Below are 12152 nucleotides of genomic sequence, written 5' to 3'. Positions count from 1 at the left end.
GGCTTGTAAAGTATGTTTGCTAGCTGTTTATTCGCTGCACACCTTACGTGTTAAGCAACTAACTAGCATAATAATCACATTGAAACGAAAAAAGGCCCTTTCGGACCTTTATGTTATACGGGCATTACTGGGCGTTTTGCTTTGCAACTAACGCTTTTAAGCTGTTACCAGCAACAAACAACGACGCTGCAAACAACCCTATATCTTTTAATAAAAACTCACCCACAAAGCTCAATACAGGAAAACCGGCATCGCTCGTAATACCTGATAAAAACACCATCATGCTAATAGTAACTGTAAATAACGCCATGGATAACAGCCCACCAAGCACCGACAAAGCGGGGTTAATAAAGCGTGCGAAAAATAATAAGCCGATGATAATTTCAAGCGAGCCTAAAAAGTTTACCAGGCCTTGCTTTGAGAAAAGGGCATACATCCACGAAACCAGTGGGTTATTAGCTATCATGCCGTACATGCCCTCAGCCTGCCCCGCAGAAAACTTAATACCACCAAACCAAATATAGATGATACCGAGTGTAATGTAGATAAGCGGCACACCTGCTTTTTCTAGCTTTTCACCAAGGGCGTTAAACGTTGTTAATTGTGTATTCGTAAAAGCCATGACAGCTCTCCTTTATTTAACCTACTAGTAGGTAGGTTTGCTAGGTAAAATTTTTTGAGTGCTGAACTAGGCCAGCACCTCAATCCATGCATCACACGTTTGATTAAACAAACCAGCATGATGCTCACTTCGGTTTAGCATAAGTGCGCCTTTTATTGCGCAACATATAATGACCGCTTGCTGATAAGCAGTCGGTTTAAAATTAAACTCACCGTTATCAAGTCCGACTTGCAAAATATCACTGAGTATATTTAGCTCAAGATCAGCCATTTTTAATACCTGCTTTTGCAGCGGTTCGGCCATGAGTCGCAAGTCGGTTTGCATGGCGTAAATACCACACATTTGCCCATCGTTCGCACAACTTTGAAACACAGCAAAATAACCTTGTAAACGTGCTTTGGCTGATGGCAACGTTTTTAAGTGTGATTCTAGCTGCTTTAGCTGCTCGCATTTTAACTGACAAAACGCAATGCCCAAATCGGCTTTGGTTGCAAAATGATGGTGGATACTCGCTTTGCGAATATCGAGCTCTTTAGCAAGGTCTGCATAGCTAAAACCATGGAAACCATTGCTTTGAATAAGCGCATCGGCGTGTTGCAGTATGTTTGTATATGTCGTGTTCATGTTGAGGATATTACCTACCAGTAGGTAGGCTTGCAAGTTATTTTTTAATCAATGCGTAAAATAAATCATGCCTGAGTATAAAAAATACGGTGCGTTTAAGGCTAAAAGCCGCGTTATTTCTGGCATGAGCACAGCGAGCAAGCTATTTTTAAAAACGACTTTTTTAAGCTGCATGACGTTTTAAGTGCACTGTTAAAGGTTCACTGTGAGAAACATTTTTTAATCGATTGCTCTGTTATCAGCAGCTTTATTATCAATTGTTCTTTTGTCAGTTTTTTATTGTCAGTTTGTTCTGCTAGTTAAAGGCTTGTAGCAATGTACTTAAGCGAGCCACACCACACAGAACTAAAAGATTACAACAACCTATGTAAAACAAAACAGACGAGAACATTGCACATTTACGAATTTACTAGCACTATTATATAAGAGAGTACTTAATAAATAGGTAAAAAATGCGCACTAACCAAACTAATTGCCAGCAAGTAAGCTGTAAACTGTGTGAAGACAACTTAGAACTAGGCTTTGACTTCACCATGGCTTTTCAACCTATTATTGACTGCTCCGCAAAGAATATTTTTGGTTACGAAGCCTTAGTGAGAGGCCCTAATAATGAGTCGGCTTATTCTGTTATTTCTCAGGTTAATGACGATAACCGTTACACATTTGATCAACTGTGCCGTGTTAAAGCCATTTCTCTTGCTGCAAAGCTAGCGTTACCGTCTATTTTAAGTATTAACTTTTTACCTAATGCGATTTATCAACCAGAGCGTTGTATTAAAACGACGCTAGCAGCCGCCCAAAAATACAACTTTCCTGTTAAGCAAATAATGTTCGAGTTTACCGAAGTTGAACAAGTCGAAGACACCGCTCATATAAAACGCGTTGTTGAATATTATCAATCACTTGGATTTATTACTGCGACCGACGATTTTGGCTCTGGTTACTCAGGGTTAAATTTATTAGCCGATTTCCAAAGTAATATTATTAAGCTTGATATGGAGTTAGTTCGCGATATTCACCTTGATAAAGCACGCCAAACAATTGTTAGCCACTGTATTGCAATGTTCGAAGAGCTTAATATAACGCCTCTTGCCGAGGGCATTGAATGTATTGAAGAATACCAATGGCTGCGCAGTGCCGGCGTCAGTTTAATGCAAGGGTATTTATTTGCTCGCCCAGGATTTGAATGCCTACCAGAGGTCGATTTTAGTTTGTTGAACTAGCATAAGCTGCGAAATTCGAGCTACGAAATTCGAAGTGCTAAAAGCGTAATGCGAGGTACGAGGAGCGAGTTACGAAGTGCTAAGTGCTAGCTACGAAATGCGAGTTACGTATATGGACTCCCCCTGTAAGGCAAGAAAATTCAAAGTGTAATTTGATAATAGCAAGTTCACGTATATTCGGCCTTATTGTGGGGAGCTACCCCGAGACCTGAATGGCTTAATCCACTGTATTCAAGGCTCCTTATCGAGGTTAAGGTATCCACGTACCATCGCAACTCTCAGGTTTCACCTTGCGTGCTTGTCATCACATTACATTCGTTTTCTACTTACCTTTACTCGGCTTACTCTAGCAGTGTTATTCACCTTATAGCTGTGACTAAGCTAAATCAGCTCTATAAGGCGTTGCGCTTTTCAGCATGGCTAATGCCATTCGTACTAGTTTATTGGCTACTGCTATCGTGATCTTATTAAAGTGATGTTTGCTTGATAATGCTCTGATCCAGCAACTCAGCTTATCTTGTTTATCGCGTATGTTTGATACCACCGCACGCGCTCCATGTGTGACCAAAGAACGTAGGTACTTATCTCCGCGCTTCGTGATCCCATATAACTTATTCTTTCCTCCTGAACCACTATGACTTGGCACAAGTCCTACCGACGCACTCGCATTGCGACCATATTTATACTCTGAGCCATTACCTAAACGTGCATAAAGAGCACTTGCTGTTATCCACTGAACTCCTGGTAAACTTGTCAGTAATTCACACTCCGGGATAGATTTAGCCAATTCAACTAGCTGCGCTGTCGCATGCTTTATTTTACTATCTAACCGATGAACCTCTTCAAGCAGATCAGCTAAAATGAAACGACTTGCTGGCGTTAATTGATTACCATCATCTTCAAGGATATCTGGTAAACGCTTTTTGAGTGACGTAATACCTTCAGGCAGCTTAACACCGTATTCTGCACCTAAACCACGCGCTCTGTTCGACACCTGTGTTCGCTGTTTTATATACCCTTTGCGAAGCTTAAGTAATGATGCAAGGTCTTGTTGGCTGATTGATTTTACCGCAACAGAATAAATATTTGGCCGTTTAAGTGCCTCATAAATTGCCAAAGCATCATTTGCATCGTTTTTATTACCTGCTCGGTACTTGGCAACTATGTGAGGAGGGATTAACTTAACTTTGTGTCCTTGTCCTTCAAATTTACGACCATAATAGTGAGCGCTGCTACAAGCTTCCATACATATAATCGCTTCTGGATGGTTCACTATAAATGAAAGCATCTTGCGTTCAGTCATTTTCTCATTCGACTTTAAAACACCGAACTTATTAAAGAAAGCGACTTGAAAGACCGTTTTGGCTAAATCAATCGTTATAGTGCTAGACTGTGTCATGGTATGGGCTCCTTTTTGTTTGTCACTGTCACCTTAGTCGATTTTGACAAAGGTGGGGAGTCCATACCATTGAGGTGCGAGGTGCGAGTTACGAAGTGCGAGTTACGAAGTGCGAGTTACGAAGTGCGAGTTACGAAGTGCGAGTTACGAAGTGCGAGTTACGAAGTGCGAGTTACGAAGTGCGAGTTACGAAGTGCGAGGTGCGAAGTGCGAGTTACGAAGTGCGAGTTACGAAGTGCGAGGTGCGAGGTGCGAAGTACGAGGTACGAAGTGCGAAATGCGAAATGCGAGCAGCGAGGTGCGAGGTACGAAGTGCGAGGTACGAAGTGCGAAGTGCGAAGTGCGAGGTACGAAGTGCGAAGTGCGAGCAGCTAAAAGCGTAATGCGAGGTGCGAAGTGCGAAGTGCGAGCAGCTAAAAGCGTAATGCGAGGTGCGAAGTGCGAGGTGCGAAGTGCGAGGTGCGGACTAAATACGCGATGTAGAGCCATTGCTACCGATTGAACTTTTCGCACGAAATAAATTTCACGCCTACACTGTTTAAACTGTGTAGGGTGCAAATAGGGCAATAAAGTCTGTTTTATTAGCTCTAATCTTTCCTCGTTAGTATTCATATAAATTTAATAGCCTTCCGGTGGGTGGATCTGTATAATCCGCGGCCTATTATTTACCCTATTGCTTGTTTATTTTCGCAGTTTTGCACCATAACCCTGTCAGTATTTTTCTAGGAATAATTCGTTGATCTCAACCGCAAATATCACCATGCAATTTGGCGCAGAGCCGTTGTTCGAAAACATTTCAGCCAAGTTTGGTAACGGTAACCGCTATGGTTTAATTGGCGCAAATGGTTGCGGCAAGTCAACCTTTATGAAAATTTTAAGTGGTGCACTTACCCCTTCTTCAGGCAATGTGTCGATTACGCCAGGCTTAAAAGTCGGTACGCTAAGCCAAGACCAATTTGCGTTTGAGCAATACACAGTGGTTGATGCGGTAATAATGGGCGATACAGAGCTTTGGAAAGTAAAGCAAGAGCGTGACCGCATTTACTCATTACCAGAAATGAGCGAAGAAGACGGCATGAAGGTCGCAGAGCTTGAAAGTATCTTTGCCGAAATGGATGGTTACACGGCAGAAAGCCGCGCTGAAGAAATTTTAATTCAAGCTGGTATTGAACAAGCGTTTCATTACGGGTTAATGGCCAATGTAGCACCGGGTTGGAAACTGCGAGTGTTATTAGCACAAGCGCTGTTTGCTAATCCTGATATTTTGCTTCTTGATGAGCCAACCAATAACTTAGACATTTACACCATTAACTGGTTAGCCAATGAGCTTAACCAACGTAAGTGTACGATGATTATTATTTCGCACGACCGTCACTTTTTAAACTCGGTTTGTACGCACATGGCCGACATTGATTATGGCGAACTGCGCATTTACCCGGGTAACTACGAAAAGTTTATTGAGGCATCTAGCCTTCAACGCGAACAATTACTGGCCGAAAATGCGAAGAAAAGCGCTGAAATCGATGAGCTTCAAGACTTTGTAAACCGCTTTGGCGCTAACGCCTCTAAAGCAAAGCAAGCGAGTTCGCGTGCTAAACGTATGGATAAAATTAAGCTAGATGAAGTTAAATCATCAAGCCGTATGAGCCCATCATTGTACTTTGACGAAGGCAAAAAAATGTACCGCCAAGCACTTGAACTCACTAAGTTAGGCCATGGCTTTGACGGCGAAACCTTATTCAGCGGCGGCGACTTATTACTTGAAGCGGGTGCAAAACTGGCTGTTATTGGTGAAAACGGCGTGGGTAAAACGACGTTTTTACGCTGCTTAGTGAACGAACTTCAAAGTAACGAAGGGGTTGTTAAATGGTCAGAAAATGCAAGCGTTGGTTACTGCCCACAAGACAGCACTAAAGACTTTGATAACGACTTAACTCTATTCGACTGGATGTCGCAGTGGCGCACAGCCAAGCATAACGATTTAATGGTGCGTGGCATGCTAGGGCGTTTGTTATTTACCGCAGACGATGCCAACAAAAAGGCGCGCAACTGTTCTGGTGGTGAGAAAAACCGTTTGTTATTTGGTAAATTAATGATGCAAGACATTAATGTACTCGTAATGGATGAACCCACGAACCACATGGATATGGAAGCCATCGAAGCGCTTAACAATGCGTTAAAAGATTACGAAGGCACGCTTATTTTTGTGAGCCACGACCGTGAGTTTGTTTCGTCATTGGCAACCCGCATTATCGATATTAAGGACAAACAGATCATCGATTTTCAGGGCACATTTGACGAATATATGGACCATGTTGCACAACAAGAGTCATAACCCCTTTTTATACAGGTGAGCTATTTAGCTCACCTTTTTGTTTACGTTCAGTTACATAATACCTTTGACCTACTTACCCACTTTAGGTAATTTACATCTCCCTTACAAAACATAACAAATTTTTAGGATGTAAATGAAAAAGTTCCTTGGCGTATCGGCACTGACGCTTGCGCTCACGGCCTGTGGCGGCTCATCAACAGATAAAAAACCAGATGATAAAGTAGTACAAAATACCGCACCTACATTGTCTGGCTCATTAACAATAAATACAAAAGCACTTGAGCCTGCAACCTTAGTGGTTGATGTAAAAGATGAGCAAAACGATACAATCACTGCAACAATCATTGATAAGCCAGAATGGCTGAACCTGTCTAGCAAAAATAACCAAGTCACCTTTAAAATTGAACCCAGTTTGTTCGATATTGCGAACCATACATTTACGGTTGAGGTGTCGGATGGCAAAGCGACTAATCAGTATACGCTCATTGTGAATGTCGCTGAAAATCGCGAAGCATGGCAATCTATAACGTTAAGCGATGACGATATAATCGGTAATTGGCACACTAAGGATGCGAGCATTCAACTCATTTTTGCCTCGAAAGATAGCGGCGTTCTATCACACAATGGTGAGCTAAGTGCTTTTAAATGGTCAAATCCTGACGTGGTAGCGTTAAACACACACGCTATTGACTGTGTTTTGGACTGTTCTCAAAAAGCATTGATTGAAATTGATGTTTTGGCTAAGCGTGATGATGCACTGCGTGTTGAGTTTTTTAATGTATCTGAAGACAAAGGCGACGTAGTTACATTGTATAAAACACAGCCTGAATTACGCTCACACTATTATGTTGATACCCGTGTGAGTACATTTCACACTGTAAATCATTTGAATACAGAAGCAGAAGAAAGCTACTTTGAGTTTGTGTTAGCCAGCTCAGTGCCGACTCCCTCAGGAAAAACACTATTCCAACCTTATGCCGATTTTTCGGCGATGCTTAATGGCACACAACTTACAATTACTAGCGACACGCTTGTTAATACGTATAACACGTCGCAATTACACAAAGATGGCTACGAGTTTAATGTTGCATTTGACTTAAACTTAATAGATGCAGAAATTATTGCGCAATTTGATGACTTTTTGGTCGTAAAAGTAAGCCACAATTTAACTTATCACGATGAAATAACCCCAAGCCAAATAGCTGAGTCAGCAGAGCTTGTTGCCGCAATGCAAACGCAAACATCGATCGGCACATTTCGCCGTATTACACCAACCGCAGTACCCAACCTTGAAATTGGCACACGTTATACAGGCCGTTTAGATAATAAGATTGCAGACACTGGCGAGGGTTTAACATTACGCTATGTGCCTACACACTTTGCTATAACAGCTGCTAACCAAGCGACCGTCACGTTTAACACACCAAAAAACAACGATTCATTTAAGTGGCATTACACCTTAGATAATAATGGCGAAACCATAAAGTTAACAGGCAATGGCTCAGATACATCATTGCAATTTTTTACAATGCACACAGGTAAAATGCTTTATGCGCTTGAACGTAATAAAGAAGAGCGCCAAGCACGCCTAGCCTACGAGCTATTAGAAGTCATAGACGAAACCAATATCACATTAGCTGATTACAAAGAGGTATTTAGCTACTTACGCCAAGACTTTATCATCGGAAATAATAAAGTATTTTGGTTTATTAACGACGATGGAAAGGGCAGCTACTATTTCAACTCTAGTTTTGGGGAGACAGACGCTGCTTATTTCACACCAAACGCATACTGGCAACTCGAAAGCGACAATAGCATTACGTTTGCATTAATGTCTTTGTGTCCAAACGCTGATGAGTTTGTAAGCTGTAAAAACGAAATATTAGCCAATGAAACTGGCAGTTATTTGTCATTAGCTAACTTTAAAATGCTTTATAAAGACGGTGATAAATACATTTTCGACCGCTTAATATGGCAACGTTTATATGATTACAGCGATCAAGTTTATAAAGAAAACGTATATCAGCATAGTTATTGGATGGGTCAGCAATAAGCAAACAGGTTTAGGTTTGTGTTTTTAACCTGCGCGCGTCAATTGTTTCATGATGTGGTTACACACTCTGGCGCGATGGCGCGCGAAATAAATTTCACGCCTACAAGTACGGGTTACGAGGTACGAGATACGAGGTGCGAGATACGAGGTGCGAGATACGAGGTGCGAGATACGAGGTGCGAGATAAGAGCTACGAGAGGCGAGGTGCGAGCTACGAGATGCGAGGTTCGAAGTTCGAGCTACGAGAGGCGAGATAAGAGCTACGAGGTTCGAGGTTCGAGGTTCGAGGTGCGAGGTGCGAGCTTAGAGAGTCGAGCTTAGCGCTGAATACGCGATATAAAATCGTAAAAAAGCGCGAGAGATAAGTTTCATGGCTGCATTGCGCGGTATTTTTTCGTGGCATTTATATTATAAATTTAAAGCAGGGATGATACGCTGGAGACACTTTTTAAAAAAATGGTGGGAAAGGATAATGGTATTATTACGCGTAATATTAATCTCAGCAGTAGCGCTGTTTAACGTAAGTTCGGTGCTAGCAAATAATGAAAAACTCAGTTACGACGCTGAGTTGAGTACGTACTCGTACGACTACCCTATTAAGTTTTTTAACCTGTCTTCTCAACAATCTTCTTTAAAAATGGCTTACTCGTATTTAAAACCTAAGGGTGATAAGCCTACCGTTGTGCTTATGCATGGTAAAAACTTTAATGGTCATTACTGGACATCGACAGCGAAGTATTTAAATGAAGCGGGCTATGGTGTTTTAATCCCCGATCAAATTGGTTTTGGTAAGTCATCAAAGCCTAAAGATTATCAGTTTTCGTTCCCTGCCCTTGCCAATAATACGCATCAATTAATTACGTCGTTAGGTATAAAGCGCCCAATTGTTTTGGGGCACTCTATGGGTGGAATGCTGGCAAGCCGCTATGCATTAATGTTTCCTGAGCAAGTGCGAAAACTTATTTTATTGAACCCGATTGGGCTTGAAAACTACCTTAGCTATGTTCAATACAAAGACACTGATTTTTTCTATGATCTTGAGCTTGGTAAAACACCCGAGAAGATCATTGCCTATCAAAAACAAAACTATTATGACGGGAAATGGAATCAAGACTATGAGCAACTTACGCACTTTTTGAGTGGCCAAATTGAGGGGCCTGATCATGAGTTAATGGCATGGGTTAATGCTAAAACCTATGACATGATTTTTACTCAGCCGGTTATTACTGAGTTCGACCAATTTAAAATGCCTGTTGCTTTAATTATTGGTACTCGCGATAGAACAGGTCCTGGCCGTAACTGGAAAAAGCCGGGTGTAGAATACCAACTTGGTCGCTATGACGAGCTGGGTAAAACGGCCGCTAATCTCATTCCTACTGCGCACTTAATTGAACTAAAAGACATTGGTCACTTGCCTCATATTGAAAATTTTGAGCTATTTAAAAAGGCGATGAATAAAGCGTTAGCCTTTAAAGAATAACGCTCATAATGTGCGTATTTTTGATATGCAAGCGATGCTTACGCTTTAATAATATTGCTATAAAAAAGGCCACAGCAATGCTGTAGCCTTTTGATATTTATCAACTTAAATTAAAGATCAAAACGGTCAGCGTTCATTACTTTCACCCATGCGTCGACAAAGTCGTGTACAAAACGTGCTTTGTTATCGTCTTGTGCATAAAACTCGGCGTATGCGCGTAAGATTGAGTTTGAACCAAACACTAAATCAACCCGTGTTGCAGTCCATTTAGTAACGCCTGTGCTGCGCTCAATTATGTCGTAATAACCTTTGCCTATTGGTTTCCACGTGAAGGCCATGTCGGTTAGGTTTACGAAAAAGTCGGTGCTGAGTGTGCCTACGTTATCGGTGAATACACCGTGCAAAGTCCCATCATAATTAGTGCCAAGTACACGCATACCACCCACAAGTGCTGTCATTTCTGGTGCCGTTAAGCCCATTAATTGCGTGCGCTCTAACATGAGCTCTTCTGCTGATACTGCATACTCTTCTTTAAGCCAGTTACGGAAACCATCGTGTATTGGCTCAAGCACGTCGAACGACTCGGCGTCGGTCATGTCGTCAGTTGCATCACCTCGCCCTGGTGCAAATGGTACGGTTACATCGACCCCTGCAGCTTTTGCTGCTTGTTCAATTGCTGCACTGCCACCTAGCACGATTAAATCGGCAAGGCTTACTGGCTTGCTTAAATCTGCTTGAACCGACTCGAGCGCACTGAGTACGTTGGCTAAACGTTTTGGCTCGTTGCCTTGCCAATCTTTTTGCGGTGCTAGGCGAATACGTGCTCCGTTTGCGCCACCTCGGTGATCAGAACAACGATAGGTGCGGGCACTATCCCACGCGGTAGTAATAAGATCGGCTTGGCTTACGCCACAATTCAGTAACTTGGTTTTAAGCTCGCTAATTTCGCTGTCTGTTAGCGTGTAATCGACCGCTGGGATCGGATCTTGCCAGATCAGATCTTCATTCGGTACATCGGCCCCTAAATAACGAGACTTAGGCCCTAAATCACGGTGCGTTAACTTAAACCATGCACGCGCAAACACATCGCTGAAGTATTCAAAGTCGTCGTTAAAACGCTCGATGATCTTGCGATACGTTGGGTCCATTTTCATCGCCATATCGGCGTCGGTCATAATTGGGTTTAAACGAATAGAGGGATCTTCAACATCAACCGGTTTGTCTTCTTCTTTAATGTTAATAGGTTCCCACTGCCACGCACCTGCTGGGCTCTTTTTAAGTTCCCAGTCGTAGTTAAGTAGCAAATAACAATACCCGTTATCCCACTTAGTTGGGTGCGTTGTCCATGCGCCTTCGATACCCGATGTCATGGTATCGCGGCCAATGCCACGCGAGGTATGGTTGTTCCACCCTAAGCCTTGTTCATATACATCAGCGGCTTCTGGCTCTGGGCCTACATTTGCTTCGCTGCCATTACCATGCGTTTTACCCACCGTGTGACCACCGACGGTAAGCGCTGCGGTTTCTTCGTCGTTCATTGCCATACGAGCGAATGTTTCGCGCACTTGCTCTGCCGTTTTAAGTGGATCGGGGTTACCGTTTACACCCTCTGGGTTTACGTAAATTAAGCCCATTTGTACCGCAGCCAATGGGTTTTCCATGGTGTTTGGTTTTTCTACATTGCTGTAACGTTCATCACTCGGAGCGAGCCATTCTTTTTCGGCTCCCCAGTAGATGTCTTTCTCTGGATGCCAAATATCTTCGCGGCCGCCCGCAAAACCAAAGGTTTTTAAGCCCATTGATTCGTACGCCATGTTACCAGCTAGAATCATTAAATCGGCCCAAGATAATTTGTTACCGTATTTTTTCTTAATAGGCCAAAGTAAGCGGCGTGCTTTGTCTAGGTTGGCGTTATCGGGCCACGAATTTAAAGGTGCAAAACGTTGGTTACCTGTGCCACCGCCACCACGACCATCTTCTAAACGATACGAACCAGCAGAGTGCCATGCCATGCGGATCATTAAGCCACCATAATGGCCCCAATCAGCTGGCCACCACGGTTGGCTTTCGGTCATGAGGTTTTTTAAATCGGTTTTTACAGCTTCAAGGTCGAGAGATTTAAATGCTTCGGCATAATTAAAGTCTTTGCCGTATGGGCTTGTTTTGCTGTCGTGTTGATGAAGAATGTCGAAGTTTAGCGCGTTAGGCCACCAATTTGTGTTTGATTGAGCGGTGACCGTGTTACTACCATGCATTACCGGGCATTGACCCGTTTTTCCATTACTCATTTTTTGCTCCTTATAAGCTAAAATGTGACGAAATATTTTAAATCTCAATTAAATGCAGTTTCGCCATAAAAGGGATTTTCTGTTAGTTATGAATCACTAATCAGTTAGAAGTTCCCGTTATTTAGAAC

At 42.5% G+C, this 12152-nt stretch carries 8 protein-coding genes; 4 read left to right on the top strand and 4 right to left on the bottom strand.

The window, feature by feature from the left end; all coding sequences use genetic code 11:
* Positions 1-124 precede the first annotated feature (124 nt).
* Together D0907_RS18675 and D0907_RS18670 are read right to left on the bottom strand one after the other, a co-directional pair.
* On the bottom strand, positions 125-622 hold the full coding sequence (locus D0907_RS18675) for a DUF417 family protein (RefSeq protein ID WP_036972511.1): 498 nt from the start codon (positions 620-622) through the stop codon (positions 125-127).
* 66 nt (positions 623-688) lie between these two features.
* Positions 689-1246, bottom strand: coding sequence for a TetR/AcrR family transcriptional regulator (locus D0907_RS18670; protein WP_118844998.1), 558 nt, complete (start codon positions 1244-1246; stop codon positions 689-691).
* Between the two features lie 452 nt (positions 1247-1698).
* Between D0907_RS18670 and D0907_RS18665 the strand changes: the two genes are divergently transcribed.
* Positions 1699-2469, top strand: a complete 771-nt coding sequence (locus D0907_RS18665; protein WP_118844997.1) for an EAL domain-containing protein — start codon at positions 1699-1701, stop codon at positions 2467-2469.
* Positions 2470-2845: 376 nt separating this feature from the next.
* Here D0907_RS18665 and D0907_RS18660 read toward each other — a convergent pair whose 3' ends face one another.
* Entirely contained in the window at positions 2846-3868 is a 1023-nt protein-coding gene (locus D0907_RS18660; protein WP_118844996.1) for an IS110 family RNA-guided transposase, read from the bottom strand.
* A 736-nt stretch (positions 3869-4604) separates the two neighbouring features.
* Here D0907_RS18660 and D0907_RS18655 point away from each other — a divergent pair.
* From D0907_RS18655 to D0907_RS18645, 3 genes are all read left to right on the top strand, one after another.
* On the top strand, positions 4605-6203 hold the full coding sequence (locus tag D0907_RS18655) for an ABC-F family ATPase (protein WP_074988464.1): 1599 nt from the start codon (positions 4605-4607) through the stop codon (positions 6201-6203).
* 133 nt (positions 6204-6336) lie between these two features.
* Positions 6337-8256, top strand: a complete 1920-nt coding sequence (locus tag D0907_RS18650) for a hypothetical protein (protein ID WP_118844995.1) — start codon at positions 6337-6339, stop codon at positions 8254-8256.
* A 472-nt stretch (positions 8257-8728) separates the two neighbouring features.
* On the top strand, positions 8729-9736 hold the full coding sequence (locus tag D0907_RS18645; protein WP_118844994.1) for an alpha/beta fold hydrolase: 1008 nt from the start codon (positions 8729-8731) through the stop codon (positions 9734-9736).
* Between the two features lie 110 nt (positions 9737-9846).
* Here the strand turns inward: D0907_RS18645 and katG are convergent, their stop codons facing one another.
* Positions 9847-12024, bottom strand: a complete 2178-nt coding sequence (gene katG, locus D0907_RS18640; RefSeq protein WP_118844993.1) for a catalase/peroxidase HPI — start codon at positions 12022-12024, stop codon at positions 9847-9849.
* Positions 12025-12152: the final 128 nt, after the last annotated feature.

The sequence above is a fragment of the Pseudoalteromonas lipolytica genome, from assembly GCF_003515105.1.
Classification (GTDB): Bacteria; Pseudomonadota; Gammaproteobacteria; order Enterobacterales; family Alteromonadaceae; genus Pseudoalteromonas; species Pseudoalteromonas lipolytica.
The sequence above is the reverse complement of the archived record's forward strand: the minus strand, read 5'-3'. Positions and strand labels throughout refer to the sequence as shown.

Bases quoted from the DNA above. Each gene is read 5' to 3' on its own strand.
- D0907_RS18670 (WP_118844998.1), bottom strand. From the start codon at position 1,246: ATGAACACGACATATACAAACATACTGCAACACGCCGATGCGCTTATT.
- D0907_RS18660 (WP_118844996.1), bottom strand. From the start codon at position 3,868: ATGACACAGTCTAGCACTATAACGATTGATTTAGCCAAAACGGTCTTT.
- D0907_RS18665 (WP_118844997.1), top strand. From the start codon at position 1,699: ATGCGCACTAACCAAACTAATTGCCAGCAAGTAAGCTGTAAACTGTGT.
- katG (WP_118844993.1), bottom strand. From the start codon at position 12,024: ATGAGTAATGGAAAAACGGGTCAATGCCCGGTAATGCATGGTAGTAAC.
- D0907_RS18650 (WP_118844995.1), top strand. From the start codon at position 6,337: ATGAAAAAGTTCCTTGGCGTATCGGCACTGACGCTTGCGCTCACGGCC.
- D0907_RS18675 (WP_036972511.1), bottom strand. From the start codon at position 622: ATGGCTTTTACGAATACACAATTAACAACGTTTAACGCCCTTGGTGAA.
- D0907_RS18645 (WP_118844994.1), top strand. From the start codon at position 8,729: ATGGTATTATTACGCGTAATATTAATCTCAGCAGTAGCGCTGTTTAAC.